Annotated in this window: 22 protein-coding genes; 9 read left to right on the top strand and 13 right to left on the bottom strand. The window is 61.0% G+C overall.

Annotation, left to right across the window (positions count from 1 at the left end; all coding sequences use genetic code 11):
- Positions 1-19: 19 nt before the first annotated feature.
- Positions 20-1219, bottom strand: coding sequence for a cysteine desulfurase NifS (gene nifS / locus IHN22_RS01020; RefSeq protein ID WP_191433089.1), 1200 nt, complete (start codon positions 1217-1219; stop codon positions 20-22).
- A gap of 207 nt (positions 1220-1426) precedes the next feature.
- Here nifS and IHN22_RS01015 point away from each other — a divergent pair, with 207 nt between their 5' ends.
- Positions 1427-2551, top strand: coding sequence for an AI-2E family transporter (locus IHN22_RS01015; RefSeq protein ID WP_087270564.1), 1125 nt, complete (start codon positions 1427-1429; stop codon positions 2549-2551).
- 49 nt (positions 2552-2600) lie between these two features.
- Here the strand turns inward: IHN22_RS01015 and IHN22_RS01010 are convergent, their stop codons facing one another.
- The gene (locus IHN22_RS01010) at positions 2601-3479 is read right to left on the bottom strand and encodes a DegV family protein (protein ID WP_191433088.1); all 879 of its coding nucleotides are present in this window, start codon (positions 3477-3479) and stop codon (positions 2601-2603) included.
- A 99-nt stretch (positions 3480-3578) separates the two neighbouring features.
- On the opposite strand from IHN22_RS01010, the gene IHN22_RS01005 reads away from it, so the two are divergent.
- Genes IHN22_RS01005 through IHN22_RS00995 form a run of 3 tightly spaced genes read left to right on the top strand, consistent with a single transcriptional unit; the run spans position 3579 to position 5677 of the window.
- Entirely contained in the window at positions 3579-4178 is a 600-nt protein-coding gene (locus IHN22_RS01005; RefSeq protein WP_087270558.1) for a TetR/AcrR family transcriptional regulator, read from the top strand.
- 59 nt (positions 4179-4237) lie between these two features.
- Complete coding sequence (locus tag IHN22_RS01000; protein WP_191433087.1) at positions 4238-5428, top strand: nucleoside recognition domain-containing protein; 1191 nt, start codon at positions 4238-4240, stop codon at positions 5426-5428.
- A 39-nt stretch (positions 5429-5467) separates the two neighbouring features.
- On the top strand, positions 5468-5677 hold the full coding sequence (locus IHN22_RS00995; protein WP_087187596.1) for a hypothetical protein: 210 nt from the start codon (positions 5468-5470) through the stop codon (positions 5675-5677).
- Between the two features lie 46 nt (positions 5678-5723).
- Here the strand turns inward: IHN22_RS00995 and IHN22_RS00990 are convergent, their stop codons facing one another.
- Positions 5724-6242 carry a spore maturation protein gene (locus IHN22_RS00990; protein WP_087270552.1) on the bottom strand — a complete coding sequence of 173 codons (519 nt, stop codon included), beginning with the start codon at positions 6240-6242 and terminating at the stop codon, positions 5724-5726.
- 2 nt (positions 6243-6244) lie between these two features.
- Positions 6245-6823: a spore maturation protein A gene (locus tag IHN22_RS00985; RefSeq protein WP_087187594.1), complete on the bottom strand. Its 579-nt coding sequence runs from the start codon at positions 6821-6823 to the stop codon at positions 6245-6247.
- A gap of 216 nt (positions 6824-7039) precedes the next feature.
- Between IHN22_RS00985 and IHN22_RS00980 the strand changes: the two genes are divergently transcribed.
- Positions 7040-7282 carry an AbrB/MazE/SpoVT family DNA-binding domain-containing protein gene (locus tag IHN22_RS00980; protein WP_087187593.1) on the top strand — a complete coding sequence of 81 codons (243 nt, stop codon included), beginning with the start codon at positions 7040-7042 and terminating at the stop codon, positions 7280-7282.
- Positions 7283-7514: 232 nt separating this feature from the next.
- Here IHN22_RS00980 and rsmI read toward each other — a convergent pair whose 3' ends face one another.
- The 9 genes from rsmI to IHN22_RS00935 form a co-directional block, all read right to left on the bottom strand.
- Positions 7515-8360, bottom strand: coding sequence for a 16S rRNA (cytidine(1402)-2'-O)-methyltransferase (gene rsmI, locus IHN22_RS00975; protein ID WP_191433086.1), 846 nt, complete (start codon positions 8358-8360; stop codon positions 7515-7517).
- A gap of 4 nt (positions 8361-8364) precedes the next feature.
- Positions 8365-9009, bottom strand: a complete 645-nt coding sequence (locus IHN22_RS00970) for a tRNA1(Val) (adenine(37)-N6)-methyltransferase (protein WP_191433085.1) — start codon at positions 9007-9009, stop codon at positions 8365-8367.
- Positions 9006-9617, bottom strand: coding sequence for an NUDIX hydrolase (locus IHN22_RS00965; RefSeq protein ID WP_191433084.1), 612 nt, complete (start codon positions 9615-9617; stop codon positions 9006-9008). Before IHN22_RS00965 ends, IHN22_RS00970 begins: the two co-directional genes overlap by 4 nt.
- A complete protein-coding gene (locus IHN22_RS00960; protein ID WP_191433083.1) occupies positions 9614-10240 on the bottom strand; it encodes a CatA-like O-acetyltransferase in 627 nt (208 codons plus the stop codon). Before IHN22_RS00960 ends, IHN22_RS00965 begins: the two co-directional genes overlap by 4 nt.
- Positions 10241-10257: 17 nt before the next feature.
- Positions 10258-10785: an anaerobic ribonucleoside-triphosphate reductase activating protein gene (gene nrdG, locus IHN22_RS00955; RefSeq protein WP_087187588.1), complete on the bottom strand. Its 528-nt coding sequence runs from the start codon at positions 10783-10785 to the stop codon at positions 10258-10260.
- A gap of 59 nt (positions 10786-10844) precedes the next feature.
- Positions 10845-11408, bottom strand: coding sequence for a chromate transporter (locus IHN22_RS00950; RefSeq protein ID WP_191433082.1), 564 nt, complete (start codon positions 11406-11408; stop codon positions 10845-10847).
- The gene (locus IHN22_RS00945) at positions 11405-12001 is read right to left on the bottom strand and encodes a chromate transporter (protein WP_191433081.1); all 597 of its coding nucleotides are present in this window, start codon (positions 11999-12001) and stop codon (positions 11405-11407) included. The genes IHN22_RS00950 and IHN22_RS00945 overlap by 4 nt, the downstream gene beginning before the upstream one ends.
- Position 12002: 1 nt before the next feature.
- Positions 12003-13925 carry an NAD(+) synthase gene (locus tag IHN22_RS00940; RefSeq protein WP_191433080.1) on the bottom strand — a complete coding sequence of 641 codons (1923 nt, stop codon included), beginning with the start codon at positions 13923-13925 and terminating at the stop codon, positions 12003-12005.
- Positions 13926-14081: 156 nt separating this feature from the next.
- Positions 14082-14546 (bottom strand): winged helix-turn-helix transcriptional regulator, encoded by a 465-nt coding sequence (locus IHN22_RS00935; protein ID WP_087388524.1) that lies wholly within the window; start codon positions 14544-14546, stop codon positions 14082-14084.
- 410 nt (positions 14547-14956) lie between these two features.
- Here IHN22_RS00935 and IHN22_RS00930 point away from each other — a divergent pair, with 410 nt between their 5' ends.
- The 4 genes from IHN22_RS00930 to IHN22_RS00915 form a co-directional block, all read left to right on the top strand.
- On the top strand, positions 14957-15307 hold the full coding sequence (locus IHN22_RS00930) for a cupin domain-containing protein (protein ID WP_087187583.1): 351 nt from the start codon (positions 14957-14959) through the stop codon (positions 15305-15307).
- A 54-nt stretch (positions 15308-15361) separates the two neighbouring features.
- Entirely contained in the window at positions 15362-16171 is an 810-nt protein-coding gene (locus IHN22_RS00925; protein WP_087187582.1) for an SDR family NAD(P)-dependent oxidoreductase, read from the top strand.
- Between the two features lie 32 nt (positions 16172-16203).
- A complete protein-coding gene (locus IHN22_RS00920) occupies positions 16204-17133 on the top strand; it encodes a 3-hydroxyacyl-CoA dehydrogenase family protein (RefSeq protein WP_087187581.1) in 930 nt (309 codons plus the stop codon).
- Positions 17134-17185: 52 nt separating this feature from the next.
- A partial coding sequence (locus tag IHN22_RS00915; protein ID WP_191433079.1) for a cyclase family protein occupies positions 17186-17782 on the top strand: 597 nt, incomplete at its 3' end.

Genomic DNA, 17782 nt, shown 5'->3' with positions numbered 1-17782 from the left:
TGTAGTTGCTCCTTTCCAATTACAGTTCCCAGGTGGGTTTCTGGGCTTCCTTGTCCCACACCGGGGACATCTCCCGCAGGTAGGCTACCACGGCGGGCACTTCTTTCAGGATATAATCCACGTCCTCCTCGGTATTCTCCGCTCCCAGGGAGAGCCGCAGGGACCCGTGGGCGATGGCGTGAGGCAGTCCGATGGACAGCAGCACATGGGAGGGGTCCAGAGAGGCGGAGGAGCAGGCCGAACCGGAGGAGGCACAGATCCCCTTGGCGTCCAGATGGAGCAACAGGGCCTCACCTTCCACACCTTCAAAGACAAAAGAGGCGGTGCCGGGCAGCCGCTTCACCGGATGGCCGGTGAGGCGGGTATAGGGCAGTACGGACAGGCCGGCGATGAGCTTGTCCCGCAGAGCGGCCAGCCGGGCCGACTCCTGAGGCAGATGGTCCACCGCCTCCTTCAAAGCGGCGGCCATACCCACCGCGCCGGGCACGTTCTCGGTGCCGGAGCGGCGGCCCTTCTCCTGTCCGCCGCCCTGGATGAGGGCGGGCAGCCGGAGGGGCTTTCTCATATACAGGGCCCCGATCCCCTTGGGTCCGCCGAACTTATGGCCGGACAGGGAGAGCAGGTCCACGTTCCACGCCTCCACATCCACCGGGATGTGGCCCACCGCCTGGACGGCGTCGGTGTGGAACAGCACCTTATGGGCTCTGGCAATGGCGCCGATCTCCGCAATGGGCTGGATGGTACCGATCTCATTGTTGGCGGCCATGACGGAGATCAGGATGGTATCCGGCCGGATGGCCTGTTCCAGGTTGGCGGGGTCCACCAGACCGTCCCCGTCCACCGGCAGGTAGGTCACCTCATAGCCCTGCTTCTCCAACCACTGGGCAGTGTGGAGAATGGCGTGGTGTTCAATGGCGGTAGTGATGATATGGCCGGTCTTTTTGCCCTTGAGGGCCATCAGTTCGGCCACCCCCCGCAGGGCCCAGTTATCGGCCTCGGTGCCGCCGGAGGTAAAATAGACTTCTTCCGGCTTTGCGTTCAGGCAGGCGGCCACCTGAGCCCGGGCTTCCTCCAGATGGGTCTTGCCCTCCTGGGCAAAGCGATACAGGCTGGAGGGATTGCCATAATCCCGGGTAAAGTGGGGCAGCATGGCGGCAAGAGCGGTATCGGTAACGGCTGTAGTAGCCGCATGATCGGCGTAGACAAATTTTTCAGACATCGGTGGCTCCTTTCCGGAATCTACTTAATTCCTATCTGTTTACTAGATTATACGAAATCTCACTTTGTTTGTCAAGCAAAATCTTCCGGCCGCATTTAATTCGGCCACTAATTAAATTTTCTTAAAGATCCTGCTTTCCCGTTGACGGTATGCGGCGGGGGTGCTATAGTGGAGGCACCAGTTCCTGTAAAGAAATCGAGGTCTCACATGGATAAGAAACTCTTCCGCAGTATCCTGCTCATTATTACATACGCAGTCCTGCTGGTTATGGTCCTGGCCCGTCTGGATGTGATCGGCGGTGTGCTGGGCACTTTACTGGCGGTCTTTAAGCCGCTGATCATCGGCTTCTGTCTGGCCTTTATCCTCAACCGGCCCTGTCAGTTCTTTTACCGGCTGTACAGCCGGGGGCTGGACAAAACACCCGCCCGGGGGGCCGCCCGCCCGCTGGCGGTGCTTACCGCCTATCTGGCCCTCATCCTCCTGATCGTGGCGTTGTTCTCCTTCGTGCTGCCCAAGCTGGTGGAGAGCATCCAGACCTTTGTGCTCAATCTGGGCGGCTACATCACCAACGCCCAGAACTCCATCAACCAGCTGCTGGAATACCTGCACCTGGACATCGAGCAGCTGGACCTGTCCAGCCTGAACACCACCCTGGAGGGTGTGCTCAAAAACGCCCTGAACATCCTGTCCAACCTGGGTCCCCGGCTGGTGGAGTTCACCACCGGTCTGGTCTCCATTCTGGTCACCGGCGTGCTGGCCCTGGTCTTTTCCATCTATATGCTTTCCGGCCGGGACAAACTGCTGGGCCAGTGCCGGCGGCTGCTGAAGGCCTATGTTCCCGCCAAGGTGGCCGGCCCCATCTCGGACGTGGTCTCCCTCACCGCCGCCACCTTCACCAAATTTGTTACCGGTCAATGTATCGAGGCCTGTATCCTGGGCAGCCTGTGTTCCCTGGGAATGCTCTTTATCCAGCCGGATTACGCCCCCCTCATCGGCGTCACGGTGGGAGCCTCCGCCCTCATCCCGGTGGCGGGCGCCTACATCGGCGCCATCGTATCCGCCATCCTGCTGCTGATGGTCTCCCCGCTGAAGGCCTTTATTTTCGTGATTTTTCTCATCATCCTCCAGCAGGTGGAGGGCAATGTGATCTATCCCCGGGTGGTGGGCACCTCCCTGGGACTGCCCGGCATCTGGGTGCTGGCCGCCGTTACCGTGGGCGGCAGCCTGCTGGGCCTGGTGGGTGTGCTCATCAGCGTACCCATCGCCTCGGTGATCTACACCTTGCTCCGCCGGGACATCCACAAGCGCCTGGGACCCCCGGACCAGGCCTGAAAACCATAAAAAAAGCCTGCTGCCGCAGCAGCAGGCTTTTTTGTACTTGTCAATCCTCCAGAATCTGGATGCCGCCCCCCAGCACACCGTCGCCGATGTACACGCTGAGGGTGGCGTCAATCTCGCCCTCCCACATATGCACAGCGTCGGGGAAGCGCTCCTTCATCCGGACGGCAAATTCCGCCATCTCCTCGGGCGCGCCGCCGTTGGCAATGCCCAGGTTGTACCGGACGCCGGGCCGGATGTGCTGTTCCATCAGTTCCAGGATCTTGTCCTGAACCTGCCGGCGGCCCCGCACCTTGGCCACGCTCTGAAGCTGGCCGTCGGTGGCGAAGGAAATCACCGGCTTGATGCTCAGCAGGGTACCGGCAAAGGCGGCCACCTTTCCAATCCGCCCGCCCTTGCTGAGATACTCCAGGGTGTCCACCGAGAAGAAGGGGAAGGTATTTTCGATCAGCTTGGGTACCCGGTGGCTCACCAAAGTGTCCCAGTCCATCCCGGCCAGAATGTCCTCCCACAGCTGGAGCACCATGATCCCCATACCCAGGGAGCCGCTTTTGGAGTCGAACACGGCGATGTCCAGGTCCTTCCGGGTCTCCGCCTGGAGGCGCACCATATTATAGGTGCCCGACAGCCCGGAGGAAAGCATGACGGCCAGCACCTTTTCATAGCCGTCGGCCTTGATGCGGTCCAGGGTGTCGCTGATGCTGCCGCCGTCGGGCAGAGAGGTGCGGGGCAGCTCTCCCCGATGGAGGCGGTTATACACATCCTTGGCAAAGATGTCCACTCCGTCGGAGTATTCTCCGTCGTCGCAGACGATCTTCAGGGGCACCGTATAGATGGGCTTATCCGCCCGCAGCGCAGGGGACAGGTCGGCGGTGGAATCGGTAAGCAGCGCGATCTTCTGTACGTTTGACAAGTTGATCATCCTACCCTATAATCAATATTGCGAAACTGACATAACGTCGTTATGTGACTACTTAAATTATAGCGGCAAAGAGCCGCTGCTGTCAAGAGGTGGAAGCCAATGGAGGACTATCGGACCCGCAGAAAAGAGCAGGCCAGGCAGACCGAACAGGCCATTTTGCAGGCCGCCATGGATCTGTCCCGAAAGCAGAGCTTTGACAAGGTATCCATCCGGGAGATCTGCCAGCAGGCGGGCATCACCACCGGAGCATTCTATCACCACTTCCGCTCCAAGGAGGATCTGCTCTCCCGGGGTTTCGCCCCCCTGGACACCTATCTGGAGCAGTGCCTGGCGGGTCATGAGGACGATCCCCCCGCCCGCCGCCTGTGGCGGCTCATGACCAACTATGCGGAATTTTTGGAAAACCTGGGCTGGGAGCTGGTGGCCCGGTACTATCAACGGCGTCTGGACGCCCCCGACGACACTTCCTCCATGGACTCCAGCCGGTTCACCCTCCGGGCTATGGCCGGCTGCCTGGCCCAGGCGGAGGCGGAGGGCGGACTGCTGCCCGGCTGGTCGGCGGAGTGGACCGCCGATTTTCTGCTCCGCCATTTCCGGGGCGTGGTCATTGACTGGACCCTCCACCGGGGCTCCTACCGCCTGCTGACCAAACTGGAGCAGGATTACACCCTCTTCAGCCATGTGTTCCGCACCGGCTGAGGAGGACAGGCAACTTTTGGCCCCATGGCGCATACCCATCTGTGAAGGAGGTGTGTGCCATGTCCCGGCTGCTGTCCAAAGCCAGAGTCCGCGATCTGATTCTGGGTCTTGTTCTGTTGTGCGCCACATTGGCGCTGATGCTCTACCCCAAGCCCTCCATGGAGGCGGCCCGCACCGGCCTCCAGCTGTGCTACAACGTGATCATCCCCTCGCTCTTTCCCTTTTTTGTGCTCTCCTCCCTGGTGGTGGAGCTGGGCCTGGCCCGCTACCTGGGCCGGCTGCTGGAGGGGATCATGCGCCCTCTGTTCCACGTCAGCGGAGCCTGCGCCTCCGCCTTTGCCCTGGGTTTTGTGGGGGGCTATCCGGTAGGGGCCAAGACCGCCATCAGCCTCTATGAGAAAGGGATGTGTACCCGCACCGAGGCGGAGCGGCTGCTGGCCTTCTGCAACAACTCCGGCCCCGCTTTTATCCTGGGCGTGGTGGGCGCAGGCATCTTCGCCAGCAGTACGGTGGGAGTCCTCCTCTACCTGGCTCATGCCCTGGCCTCGGTATGTGTGGGGCTGCTCTTCCGCTTCTACAAGGCCGGCGAGGACAGCGGCAGAGGAAAATCCACCCGTCCCGCGCCCCAGTTTCAGGCCCAGCGCTTTTCCACTGCCTTCACCAGCTCGGTGAAAAGCGCCTTTCTCTCTACCTTAAATATCTGCGCCTTTGTGGTGTTCTTTACGGTGGTCATCCAGCTGCTTATCCGCTCCGGCTTCCTGCCCGGTCTGGCCCAGGTTCTGGGCACCGTGCTGGCTCCCTTCGGCCTGACGCCGGAATGGGCCCAGCGGCTGCTCACCGGCGCGCTGGAGATCTCCTCCGGGGTGTCCACCCTGTCGGAGGGCGGCGCCCTCAGCAGCCGGTTGGCCATGGCCGCCTTTATGCTGGGCTGGGCAGGTATCTCGGTCCACTGTCAGGTGCTCTCCTTCATCGGGGGCAGCGGTCTTTCGGTGGGCACCTACCTGGTAGGCAAACTGCTCCACGGCGGTCTGTCCGCCCTTTTCATCGGGGTATTAGTCCGTTTTGTCCCCCTCAACGCCCCCGTCTCCAATTACCTGGCCGATCAGGTGGCCGGCATCGCCGGTATGGAGTTTCACGGCGCCCTCACCGCCTCCATCCTGGCCACCTGGATGATCTTTCTGGGCTTTCTGCTGGCGGCAGCCCTGGGTTCACGAAAAAGCCTTGGCAAACGCCGCAAGCCCGTGGTATAATGATAGGTACTGAATTTATACAAGGACAGGAGGGATTCCATGCTGTTCCAAAAGGATATCGAACCCCGCTGCTGCTACTGTCAACGGGGCACTCAGCTGGACGAGGAGCAGATCCTCTGCGTCAAGAAGGGTGTGGTCTCCCCTGGGGGCAGCTGCCGGGCCTTCCGGTATGATCCGCTGAAGCGGGTACCTACCCCGCCGGTGACGCTCAATCTGGATAAACTGAAAGACGAAGATTTTTCCCTGTAAACAGGCCGGGACCCGCTGCTCAAGCAGCGGGTCCCGGTTTTTTGTCTCAGAAGATCAGCCGCACCGCCCAGGCGGCAGCCAGAAAGCCCGCCAGGTCGGCGCACAGAGCGGCGGGGACGGCATAGCGGGTTTTGACGATGCCCGCCGCCCCGAAGTACACGGCGATGGTATAAAAGGTAGTTTCGGTCGACCCCAGCATCACGGCGGCAGTGCGGCCAATCTCCGAGTCGGGTCCATAGGTAGAGATCAGCTCCGCTCCCACGCCCAGGGCAGCAGAGCCGCTCACCGGCCGCACCAGCATCAGGCCCACCGTCTCCGGCGGGATGCCCACGGCAGTAAGCAGGGGGGCCAGCGCCTGGGCGGCCAGTTCCAACGCTCCCGACGCCCGCAGCATATAGACCGCCGTCAACAGCCCAACCAGAGCCGGAACAATGCGGATGAGCACGCTCAGCCCCTCCCCGGCCCCCGAGAGCAGGGCGCTGTAGACGTCCACCTTCCGGGCCATACCCCACAGGGCCACCACTCCAATGATGAGGGGCACCAGCATGGTAAAAAAGGTATCCATGCTCAGTCCCTCCACAGCCGGGCCAGCACCTTGGCCGCCAGGATGCCCACGCATACCGAAATGGCGGAGGCCAGCCACACCGCCGGCAGAATATCAAAAGGGGTCTCACATCCTGCGGCCAGCCGCACCCCTGCCACAGTGGTGGGGATCAGCTGGATGGAGGCGGTGTTGCACACCACCAGCATACACATCCCGTCGCAGGCCACCCCCGGCCTGCGGCGGCTCATCTTCTGGGCGGCCTGAATGCCCAAAGGAGTGGCCGCATTGCCCAGCCCCAGCAGATTGGCCGACACATTGGCGGAAATACAATCCATTACCTCCCGGTCCCGGGCAAACTCCGGATAGAGCCGCCCCAGCAGCGGGCGCAGCAGCCGGGACAGACCCGCCGACAGGCCGGAGCGCTTCATGATCTCCATAACTCCCATCCACAGGCAGAGCACCCCCGCCATGGCCAGACAGAGATCCACCGCCGCCCCGGCTCCCTCCAGAGCCGCCGCTCCCACCGCCGGACCGTTCCCCGTGGCCAGCCCACACAGGATGGAAATCACCACCATGCCCGTCCAGATCGCCGCCATTGCCATGGCTGTCCGCCCCTTTCCCTGTCCAAATTTCCAGTTCAGACTATCTATACGATCCAGCTTCGGAAAAGATACCCAATTCCAAGGCGAAAAATGGCAGATAATATATGAAGTTTTTGTAACATTGCTTGACAGAACAATACGTTGTGTTATAATTGTGTCAGTTTCTAGTTAATGAAGGGAATAATTGGAAGCTAATAGGGAAAGGAAGTAGCATTTATGAAGTCAACCGGGATCGTACGTAAAGTAGATGAATTGGGCCGCATCGTTCTGCCCATCGAGCTCCGCCGCACACTGGATATCGCAGAGAAGGACTCTCTGGAGATCTATGTGGACGGCGCTTCCATTGTGCTGAAAAAGTATCAGCCTGCCTGCATTTTCTGCGATGATGCAAAGGATGTCATCAACTTCAAGGGCAAGAACGTCTGCACCAACTGCATTCGTGAGCTTCAGCTGAAGTAATCCGAGTTGAAAGAAAAAGGGACTCCTCTGGCGTTTTCGCCGGGGAGTCCCTTTCTTTTTCCATTACTGTTAATAATTATACAATTAACACAGGTTAAAAGATTCCTGCAATTTTGTGCTGTTTTTTCCCATCTTTTTCCCTGTTTTCCCGGCGATTCGACCGTTTTTTTGCTGTTTCAGCATTTTTGGAACGTGTTCAAAAAATACGTTTTGTAATATTCAATTCCTCTCATTAGCATAACGGTGTTTTTTCATTCATCGCCCTGCCGTACAGCTCATTCTTAGGCAAACCGGTCTCCTTGGCGGCCTGCCGGGCGGCATCCTTCAGGGACAGCCCTTCGGCCCGCAGCTGGGCCACCCGCTCCAGGCCCTGCTCCAGGGTGGGGGTCTCTTTGGCGCTCTCCGCCGCCCCCTCCACCACCAGGACAAACTCTCCCCGGGGCGGGTTTTCCTCATACCAGGCCACCGCCTCCCCCAGGGTGGTGCGGCGCACCTCCTCGTGGAGCTTGGTCAGCTCCCGGCACAGGGAGATCCGCCGGTCCGGTCCAAACACCTCCGCCAGGTCGGCCAGGGTGGCATTCAGCTTATGGGGGGCTTCATAGAAAATCATGGTCCGCTGTTCCTGCCGGAGCTCCTCCAGGTGGGCGCGGCGGTTTTTCTTGTTCATGGCCAGAAAGCCCTCAAAGGTAAAGCGGCCGGTGGGCAGGCCGGACACCGACAGAGCGGTGATGAGAGCGCAGGGACCGGGAATGGCCACCACCTCCACCCCGCTCTGGGCGCACAGCCGCACCAGGTCCTCGCCGGGGTCGGACACCGCCGGGGTGCCCGCGTCGGTAACCAGGGCGCAGCTCTCCCCCGCCAGCAGGCGGCCCAGCACCGCCTGTCCCCCCGCCTCGGTGTTGTGGCGGTAGTAGGAGATGAGGGGCTTTTTCAGCCCCAGGTGGTTGAGCAGCTTGAGGGTCACCCGGGTGTCCTCGGCAGCAATAAAGTCCACCGACTCCAGAGTGTCCGCGATGCGCTGGGAAATGTCCCCCAAATTGCCGATGGGGGTGGGTACCAGATATAAAATGCCGGCCATAGAATTACCTCCGGTTCATCAGTAGTGTGGGCAGGACCTCCAGTCCCGGCCTGCCCTGGCGCACCGCCTCCACCAGGACGGCAGAGGGGGGCGTGTCGGTGTCATGCTGGATCAGTTGGAGCCGCTTGGGCTCCAGGCCGCCGCCCTGCAGGGCGGCAAAGAGCTCCGCCAGCCGTTCCGGCCGGTGGACCAGAGCAAACCGCCCGCCGTTTTTCACCAGCCGTCCGGCGGCGGCGCACCAGTCGGTTACAGAGGCCGCCTCCATGCGGGCGCCTCCTCCGTCTCCCCCGCTGCCCGCCTTGAAATAGGGCGGGTTGGAGATCACAAGAGAGAAGCCTCCCGCAGGCAACGTTTTGCACACCTGGCGTACATCGCCGGTGTAAATTTCCCCTGTCAGACCGTTTTCCGCCAGATTTTTGCGGGTCAGAGCGCTGTCCTCGGGGGAGATCTCCACACCGGACAGGGTCAATGTGGATTGCCTGGCCGCCAGCAGCAGGAGCAGGGCTCCCGCGCCGCAGCCCAGGTCGCACACCCGATCTCCCCGCCGCAGGGTGGCGAAGGAGGCCAGGGCCAGACTGTCCTGCCCCAGGGGAAAGCAGGTATCCGACTGCTCATAGCGGTAAGGCCCCAGCTGCTCCGGCGCTCTCATGCCATTTCCTCCATCAGGTGGCGGACGATGCGGCCGGTGAGGCCCCAGATGGGCCGGTCCGGCCAGGCGTAGACAGGCACGGTGGTCTCTCCGCTGCGCCAGCGGTAGCCCCGGGGAAAGCCAATGCTGTCATAGGGGAAATCTTCCGCCACCTGGGGCTTGAGCTCATAGGAGTAGACCTGGGGCGGGTGGTCCCGGAGCCAGGCTACCGGCACCAGAAAGGTGCTGTCCACCTCGGCGGGGCTGGGGGCCATGGCGGCCATTCCCGCCGGACTCACGATCCCCAGGAAAGGATGCATGACGAATTTGCCCTGCTGCACCAGCCGGTCCAGGGGGGCAATAGTCTCCACCTCATGGGGCGGAATTGCCAGCTCCTCAAAGGTCTCCCGCAGGGCGCAGTCCTGGGGATTCTCCCCCGGCTCCACTCGTCCGCCAGGAAAACATACCTCCCCCGGCTGATGGGCCAATGTGCTGGCCCGCACTTCAAAGAGCAGGCTGGGCCCCTCCGGCCCATCCACCAGAGGCACCAGCACCGCGTACTGCTGCTTGACGTCCTGTATGCCAGGCATATGGCCCGCCCAGCGGGCCCGGAAATCCGATAAGGTCATAGCGTCTCCATCCAATCACAGAGGGCCTGATGGAAGCGTCCCACATGGACGCCGTCCAGCAGGCGGTGGTTCAGTTCCAGACTGAGGCTAAGCAGGGTCCTGTCCCCCCGCTCCTCCCAGCGGCCCCAGCTTACCCGGGGCACCGAATCCCAGGGCACCACATCCCGCTCGTTGGTCAGGGCAGTAATGGGAAACCAGGGCAGACAGGTAAAGTAGATCAGTTCATCCTCCGCCCAGGGCCCGGCGGTGATGAATTCCGTCTGGGCCGCCGAGGCGGCCTTGGCCCGGCAGCAGAAGTCGGCCAGATCCTCCCCCGCCTCCAGGGTGACAATGTGGAAGAGATCGCTCCCCTCCTTCAGGTCGGTGAAGCTGGGCACCAGCCGGTCATGGCGCACGATCCTGCCGTTGCGGTCCTTGTAGAGGAATGCCTCCACCCCCTCCATGGCCTTGGTCACCCCAAAGACCATAGCGGAGTAAAAGGACAGTCCCTCCTGCTTGCACCGCCGCCGGAGCGCCGTCACATCCACCGGGAAGGTCAGGCTGTAAAAGGGGTGGGACATGGGGGCGAAAAAGGCATAGTGTTCCTTTCGGGCCCAGGTCTCCAGATCGATCTCCTGTGTCATAACAATTCCCTCTCTTTTCAGCTCTCCGGCCGGGTGAAGTGGGCCAGCGGATCGGGCCGGCTCCACAGCACTACCGTCCCCGCCTCCCGGCTTTTGGGCACGTCGATGAGCCGCTGGTTGGTGCTACCCCGGAACAAAGCGTCGTAGGACTTGAGATTTTCCACAAAGGGCCCATCCACCAGCACGTCCACCTGCTCCAGCAGAGCCAGCACATCCGGCGCGCCCTGCTCCAGCAGGGTTTCGTAGCGATAACCGGTGTAAGCCCACACATTGAGGCCATTTTCTCTGGCCCGGGCCGCCAGGGCGGCGCACTCCCCCGCCTGGTCAAAGGGCTCCCCGCCGGAGAGGGTGAGCCCATCGGTCAGGGGATTGGACAGCATCTGCTCCGCCAGCTCCGCTACCGTGGCCTCCCGGCCCCCTGCGGGATCGTGAGTCTCCGGATTGTGGCAGCCGGGACAGTGGTGGGGACAGCCCTGGGTAAAGACGGTAAACCGCAGGCCGGGACCGTCCACAATGGAGTCGGACACAACATTGGCAATACGCATATCATTTCTCCTATAAAAAGCGGGAGCTGCTGCACCAGGGTGCAACAGCCCCCGCTTCTTTAGAATTGGAACACAACACCGATCACCGCGGAGGCGGCGATAAACACAATGGGGTGCAGCTTTTTCAGAGGCTTTACCTGGAGGCAGACAAAGACCGCTGCCGCCAGAACAATGCCCTTCCAGTGGAAGAAGTCCGCCGTCCCGAAGGCCGCGCCGGTATTCACCAGGGCAATGGCGCACACCTCCACCAGGGCCGCCGTAATGAGGGCGGTGGAGGCGGGGCGGATGCCGTAAAACACCGCGTCCACCCCACGGCTCTCCCGGAATTTTTTCAAAAATCCGGCAATGATGAGAATGACGATGATGGAGGGACACACCAGCCCCAGGGTGGCGATGATGCCCCCCAAAACACCGCCGGTGTGTAATCCCACATAGGTGGCCATGTTCACCCCCATGGGGCCAGGGGTGGACTCAGAAATGGCGATCATATTGGCCAGATCTCCGGCGGTAAACCAGCCTGTGCGGGCACCGATGTCGGTGAGGAAGGGAATGGTGGCCAGGCCACCGCCAATGGCGAACAGGCCCGCCTTGAAAAACTCAAAGAACAGCCGAAGGTAGATCATGCTTTCAGCCCTCCCTTGGCAGCCCGGACGCACAGTCCGGTCACCCCGGCCAGTACCACCAGCACGATGGGGGAGGTCACAAAGCCCATCACTACCGCCAGCGCGGTGCCGGCAGGGAAGGTGACAAAGTTGCCCACCACCGCCAGAACGGCCACCACCACAAAGATGATCACAGTGGGCACATCCACCACGGTGCTCTTGCGCAGCTTGAGCACGCTGGACAGGATGAGGGCGCACACGCAGGCCCGCACGCCATTGAAGGCATGGATCACCGCCGGCAGCTCGGCAAAATTCTGAAGAAATGCCGCAATGAGCATGATGATGACCAGGCAGGGAAACACCAGTCCCAGGGTGGCCACTACACCTCCCACCGGGCCCTTCAATTTATGGCCCACAAAGGTGGCCGTGTTGACGGCGATAATGCCGGGGGTACACTGACCGATGGCAAAGTAGTCGGACAGCTCCGCCTCGGTGGTCCAGTCCCGCTTCTCCACCAGCTCCCGCTGGAGGATGGGCAGCATGGCGTAGCCTCCGCCGAAGGTACACACGCCGATTTTGGCGAAGGTCCAGAACAGATCGAAGTAGAGGTTCACGTTATTCCAGCCCCTCCAGTTCCTCCAGCCACAGGGATGCCACCGCGTCGGAAGGCATTCTCCAGTCGCCCCGGGGCGACAGGGCCACCGAGCCCACCTTGGGGCCGTCGGGCAGGCAGGAGCGCTTGAACTGCTGGGCAAAGAACCGGCGGTAGAAGTTCTTCAGCCACTTGAGGAGGGTAGCCCGGTCATAGCGCTTACCCATGGCCTGCTCCGCCAGCCGCAGTACCTTCCGGGGCCCGAAGCCCCAGCGGATGGCGTAGTAGAGGTAGAAGTCGTGGAGCTCATAGGGCCCCACCAGATCCTCGGTCTTTTGGGCGATCTGCCCCTCGATGGCGGGGAGCAGCTCGGGGGACACAGGGGTATCCAGAATATCGGCCAGCACGGTGGACAGCTGGGGGTCCTCCGCCTCCTTGTCGTCGGAGATAAAGCTGACCAGATGGCGCACCAGAGTCTTGGGGATACCGGCGTTGACGGCGTAGTTGCTCATGTGGTCGCCGTTGTAGGTACACCAGCCCAGGGCCAGCTCGGAGAGGTCGCCGGTGCCGATGACCAGGCCGCCCGTCTGATTGGCAATGTCCATCAGCACCTGGGTACGCTCTCTGGCCTGGCCGTTCTCAAAGGTGACGTCGTGGTCCTCCATGGACTGGCCGATGTCCTTGAAGTGGCGGCGCACCGCCTCCCCAATATCGATGGTTTTGAGGGTGCAGCCCAGCCGCTCGGCCAGCAGCACCGCGTTGGACTTGGTGCGGTCGGTGGTACCGAAGCAGGGCATGGTCACCGCAATGATATCGCTGGCAGGCCGGTCCAGCATCTCCATGGACACCGCGGTGATGAGCACCGCCAAGGTTGAGTCCAGGCCGCCGGACAGGCCCACTACCGCCGTCTTGGCGTGGGTGTGCTCCAGCCGCTTCTTCAGGCCCAGGGCGGCGGTGTACAGGATCTCGTTGCACCGCTCCGCCCGGTCGCTCTGGTCCTGGGGCACGAAGGGGGTGGGGGACACGGGCCGGGTGAGATGGGTATCCGACAGATCCATGTCAAAGGACATCCGCCAGCACTCCTGGGAGGCATCGGCCCGATAGGTATTCATCCGCTGGCGCTCGTAGACCAGCCGGTCCACGTCGATCTCGCTGATGGTGAGGCCGGTGGCAAACCGGCGCTCGGCCAGGATGGCGCCGTTCTCCGCCACAATGTTGTGGCCGGCAAAGACCAGGTCGGTGGTGGACTCCCCCTCCCCGGCGTCGGCATATACATAGCCGCATACCAGCCGGCCGCTCTGGCCGGACACCAGCCCCCGGCGGTAGGCCGCCTTTCCTGCCAGCTCGTTGGAGGCCGACAGGTTCAGGATAATGGTAGCCCCCGCCCGGGCCAGGCGGATGGAGGGGGGCTCAGGGGCCCACAGGTCCTCGCAGATCTCCACGCCAATGACCAGATTGGGCATATCCGCGCAGGCAAACAGATCGTTGTTGGACAGGGAGACCTCCTGGCCGCACAGGGGAATTCTGGTCTCCACCCCGGCCCCGGAGGCGAACCACCGCCCCTCATAGAACTCTCCGTAGTTGGGCAGGCAGGTCTTGGGCACCAGGCCCAAAATCTCTCCGCTCTGTATCACAGCGGCGCAGTTATACAGTTTGTTGTCCCATTTGTTCCATACGGGCAGACCAATGGCCGCCACCATATCCAGATTCTTGGTGGCCTCCAGAATGGTGGCCAGGCCCTCCTCCGCTCCTCTCAGCAGGGTGGGCTGAAGAAACAGATCGGCACAGGTATAGCCGGTGAGGCACAGCTCAGGCAGGGCCAGCACCTTCACGCCCTGCTTGTCCGCCTCCCGCATCAGAGTAAAGATCTGCTCCGCGTTATAACGGCAGTCGGCCACCCGGATTTTTGGGGTGCCGGCAGCTACTTTTACAAATCCATCGCGCATATCACGCGCCTCCTTCGCTCAGGATCTTTTTCTAGCGAATATGATACCCCAAACCGGTCCCGATTGCAACGTCTCCCAGGCCTGGAGAAACAAAACCCTGCTGAAACCCGGCAAAGGCCGGCTTCAGCAGGGTCTTTGTGAATTGGTCGGGGCTGCTCAGTCCCGATTCTCTCCCCGGTCGCGCCCCTGGCGCTTCCGGTCCGGGTCAAAATCGTTGGCCGCCATAATGTCCTGGAGCTCCTGCGTATATTTGCTGGAGGTATGGACCACAAAGGCGTCAGAGTCGATGGGGATACCCCGTTCGTCCATCTGCCGGATGCTCCAGATATACAGAGCGTCCAGCGCGGGGATGAGCTGCTCTCCACTGGGGGTGAGCACATACTCCACCTTGGGCGGAATGGTGTCGTAGGAGATACGGCGGATCAGTCCCGCCTCCACCAGCTCCCTCAACTGCTGGCTGAACACTTTCTCGGAAATGGGCAGAGCCTTCAACGTCTGGTTAAAGCGAATGCTCCCGTAGGTGTGGATCTCATGGAGGATGGTCATCTTCCACTTCCCGCCGATGCAGTGCAGCACATAGTGGTAGGGATTTGTCGGTGTGTCAAAATGATCGTTCCACACAAGCAGTTACCTCTTTCTCTTCCCGGATTTACGCAGGGGAGCCGGTTTGGCTCCGCTGATATCATGATAACACAGCCGCCAGTTCACCACAAGATAGCAGTCCAGACTTCCGCGTTATGTATGCCAAAATTTTAACAAAGAATTTGTGCAGCTTTAACAACAGCGTATCATTCCGTCATCCGTTTTAGCTTTTTTGCACATTTTATTCTCGCCCCTTTTGTCCAATTTTACAATTTTCCGACACTTACCATTCGGTGGGTGCAAACCCGCAAGTTACCTACTTACATAATTGTGCGTATTGCACAAAAGCCGCGTCGTGGCTACACTATAACCAGACAAAGTGCTTAGGCCAAAGGGCCTGGCAGAGATCCCAAAACATGAAATATTTTATTTAAAGGAGCGGATTTCAAATGGTTAAGCGTACTGTTGAGGAGCTCAAGACTTATGAGGCCGCCGGCCACTTCGGCTGCGTCGCCATGCGTATTCACGGCAAGGAAGAGACCGGTGCTGAGAAGTTCTGGGTTGGCGTTTCCACCTTCCTGCCCGGCGGCGGTGCTGAGTGGGCTTACGAGGACAACCCGCTGGAGAAGGTCTACTACGTCCTGGAGGGCGAGATGACTGTCACCGATAAGGACGGCAAGAAGTATGTCATCCACAAGAACGAGTCCATCTCCTTCCCCCCCAACGAGGGCCGTGGCCTGAAGAACGAGAGCAACCTGCCCGCCCGTATGCTGGTCATCATCAACTACCCCAACGCCTGATCCGGTTGCGGAACAGACATTTGACCACTCATTCGATATAAGGAGGAAATCATCATGGTTCCCGTGAAGAAGGATTTCGTTGAGAATATGTTCTCCGTTAAGGACAAGGTGGCCCTGGTCACCGGCGCTACCGGCGCTCTGGGCTGCGTGCTGGCTAAGGCTTACGGCTACGCCGGTGCCAAGGTCTTCATGACTGGCCGCAACGACGCCAAGCTGAAGGCTCTGGAGGACGAGTTCAAGGCCGAGGGTATTGACTGCGCTTACTTCGTGGCCGACCCCGCCAAGGAAGAGGATGTGGACGCTCTGGTGAAGGCCTGCGTGGCTCAGTACGGCTGCATCGACATCCTGGCTGTTTCCCACGGCTACAACAAGCCCCAGAACGTGCTGGATCAGTCCGTTGCCGACTGGCAGTACATCATGGACGCCGACTGCAAGAGCGTGTACATCGTGACCAAGTACGTTGCTCATCAGATGGTGGCTCAGTACGAGGCCGACAACACCAAGCGCGGCAAGATGGTCATCGTGACCTCTCAGCGTTCCAAGCGCGGCATGGCCGGCTACACCGGTTACTGCACCTCCAAGGGCGGCGCTGACCTGATGGTCTCCTGCCTGGCCTGCGACCTGTCCGCCAAGTACCACATCAACGTCAACTCCATCTGCCCCACCGTGTTCCGCTCCGACCTGACCGAGTGGATGTTCGATCCCGAGTCCGCCGTGTACAAGAACTTCCTGAACCGCGAGCCCATCGGCCGCCTGGGCGAGCCCGACGACTTCGTTGGCTACGCTCTGTTCCTGTCCTCCGACGCCTCCAACTTCATCACCGGCAGCAACTGCGACTGCTCCGGCGGTTACCTGGTGGTGTAATTTCCGCTTGACGGGAAGGACGGCATAACGCAATGAAGAACATCAAGAATATCCTGATCTGCGGCGCGGGCATGATGGGCAAGAACATCGGCTTCGTGTTCGCTTCCAACCCCGACTTCCAGGTGGGTATGTACGACCTGTACCCCACCGATGTGGAGGCCGGTATCCGTACCAACACCAAGCAGCTGGTGGAGAAGGGCGTCATCACCGAGGCTGAGCTTTCTGACCGGCTCTCCCGCATCTCCTTCACCACCGACATCGACAGCGACATCGTCAAGAACGCCGACTTCGTCATCGAGGCCGTGTTCGAGGACATGAAGATCAAGCGCGAGACCTTCGCCAAGCTGGAAGAGCGCTGCGCCGAGGACACCATCTTCTGCACCAACTCCTCCGTGATGAGCCCCAGCGAGATCTCCGCCGAGCTCAAGCACCGTGAGCGCTTCGTGGGCACCCACTTCTGGAACCCCGGCCACCTGATCCCCCTGGTGGAGGTGGTTAAGTCCGACGCTTCCTCCGACGAGACCGCTCAGACTGTCATGGAGGTCCTGCGCTCCGTGGGTAAGAAGCCCGTGCTGTGCAAGAAGGACGTCCCCGGCTTCATCGCCAACCGGATGCAGCACGCCCTGTGGCGTGAGGCCATCTCCATCGTGGAGAACGGCATCGCCGACGCCGCCACCGTGGACGAGGCGGTCCGCTACTCCTTCGGCCTCCGTCTGCCCCAGCTGGGCCCCATGGAGAACGCCGACATGGTGGGCACCGACCTGACCTACAATATCCACGACTACATCCTCCAGGACCTGGAGGATTCCCACAAGCCCTCTCCCCTGCTCAAGCAGCTGCGGGATGAAGGCAAGATCGGCTTCAAGACCGGCGAGGGCTTCCAGAAGTGGACGCCCGAGCAGGTGGCCAAGGCCAACGCCGATCTGAACGAGTACCTGATCCGGATGCTGTACGGCAAGTAAGACATCCGGCCTATCCACAAGCATTTGTATATTATTTAAGGAGGCACCTGTTATGGGTAAAGTTTATGTTGATCTGACCCACCCCTTCAGCGCTGAGATCCCCCGCTGGCCCTACTTCGACAAGCCCGAAATCACCAACGCTCACACCATGGCCAAGGGCGGCGTTCTGACTTCCAAGATCACCTGCACCATGCACACCGGCACCCACTGCGACGCTCCCCGTCACGTCATGGAGTACGAGTTTGACGGCCGCCGCGCCCGTTACACCCACGAGATGCCCATCGACGCCTACACCGGCGAGGCTGTTGTGCTGAAGCTGGACGTGGAGCCCTGGACCCTGATCACCGACAAACACCTGGACGAGGCCTGCAAGAAGTGGGGCGTGGATCCCGCCTCCCTGAAGGGCAAGGTTCTGTGCCTGAACACCGGTATGCACCGCCTGTTCGACGACTCCAAGGCTTACTATCACTACGCCATCGGCACCGGCATTGACGCCGGCAAGTGGTTCGTGAAGCACGGCGTGAAGTGCGTGGCCATGGACGGCCAGGCTCTGGATCACCCCCTGCACACCGCCATGGGCAACAACGGCATGACCCGCATGAACCTGCTGGGCGCCACCGGCAAGCCCATCACCGAGGAGTACAAGGAG

Source organism: Flavonifractor sp. An112, from assembly GCF_904377885.1.
GTDB lineage: Bacteria > Bacillota > Clostridia > Oscillospirales > Oscillospiraceae > Flavonifractor > Flavonifractor avicola.
The sequence above is the reverse complement of the archived record's forward strand: the minus strand, read 5'-3'. Positions and strand labels throughout refer to the sequence as shown.

What these genes read in the sequence shown, in the direction of transcription:
- nifS (WP_191433089.1), bottom strand. Translation starts at nt 1,219, where the DNA reads ATGTCTGAAAAATTTGTCTACGCCGATCATGCGGCTACTACAGCCGTT.
- IHN22_RS01015 (WP_087270564.1), top strand. Translation starts at nt 1,427, where the DNA reads ATGGATAAGAAACTCTTCCGCAGTATCCTGCTCATTATTACATACGCA.
- IHN22_RS01010 (WP_191433088.1), bottom strand. Translation starts at nt 3,479, where the DNA reads ATGATCAACTTGTCAAACGTACAGAAGATCGCGCTGCTTACCGATTCC.
- IHN22_RS01005 (WP_087270558.1), top strand. Translation starts at nt 3,579, where the DNA reads ATGGAGGACTATCGGACCCGCAGAAAAGAGCAGGCCAGGCAGACCGAA.
- IHN22_RS01000 (WP_191433087.1), top strand. Translation starts at nt 4,238, where the DNA reads ATGTCCCGGCTGCTGTCCAAAGCCAGAGTCCGCGATCTGATTCTGGGT.
- IHN22_RS00995 (WP_087187596.1), top strand. Translation starts at nt 5,468, where the DNA reads ATGCTGTTCCAAAAGGATATCGAACCCCGCTGCTGCTACTGTCAACGG.
- IHN22_RS00990 (WP_087270552.1), bottom strand. Translation starts at nt 6,242, where the DNA reads ATGGATACCTTTTTTACCATGCTGGTGCCCCTCATCATTGGAGTGGTG.
- IHN22_RS00985 (WP_087187594.1), bottom strand. Translation starts at nt 6,823, where the DNA reads ATGGCAATGGCGGCGATCTGGACGGGCATGGTGGTGATTTCCATCCTG.
- IHN22_RS00980 (WP_087187593.1), top strand. Translation starts at nt 7,040, where the DNA reads ATGAAGTCAACCGGGATCGTACGTAAAGTAGATGAATTGGGCCGCATC.
- rsmI (WP_191433086.1), bottom strand. Translation starts at nt 8,360, where the DNA reads ATGGCCGGCATTTTATATCTGGTACCCACCCCCATCGGCAATTTGGGG.
- IHN22_RS00970 (WP_191433085.1), bottom strand. Translation starts at nt 9,009, where the DNA reads ATGAGAGCGCCGGAGCAGCTGGGGCCTTACCGCTATGAGCAGTCGGAT.
- IHN22_RS00965 (WP_191433084.1), bottom strand. Translation starts at nt 9,617, where the DNA reads ATGACCTTATCGGATTTCCGGGCCCGCTGGGCGGGCCATATGCCTGGC.
- IHN22_RS00960 (WP_191433083.1), bottom strand. Translation starts at nt 10,240, where the DNA reads ATGACACAGGAGATCGATCTGGAGACCTGGGCCCGAAAGGAACACTAT.
- nrdG (WP_087187588.1), bottom strand. Translation starts at nt 10,785, where the DNA reads ATGCGTATTGCCAATGTTGTGTCCGACTCCATTGTGGACGGTCCCGGC.
- IHN22_RS00950 (WP_191433082.1), bottom strand. Translation starts at nt 11,408, where the DNA reads ATGATCTACCTTCGGCTGTTCTTTGAGTTTTTCAAGGCGGGCCTGTTC.
- IHN22_RS00940 (WP_191433080.1), bottom strand. Translation starts at nt 13,925, where the DNA reads ATGCGCGATGGATTTGTAAAAGTAGCTGCCGGCACCCCAAAAATCCGG.
- IHN22_RS00930 (WP_087187583.1), top strand. Translation starts at nt 14,957, where the DNA reads ATGGTTAAGCGTACTGTTGAGGAGCTCAAGACTTATGAGGCCGCCGGC.
- IHN22_RS00925 (WP_087187582.1), top strand. Translation starts at nt 15,362, where the DNA reads ATGGTTCCCGTGAAGAAGGATTTCGTTGAGAATATGTTCTCCGTTAAG.
- IHN22_RS00920 (WP_087187581.1), top strand. Translation starts at nt 16,204, where the DNA reads ATGAAGAACATCAAGAATATCCTGATCTGCGGCGCGGGCATGATGGGC.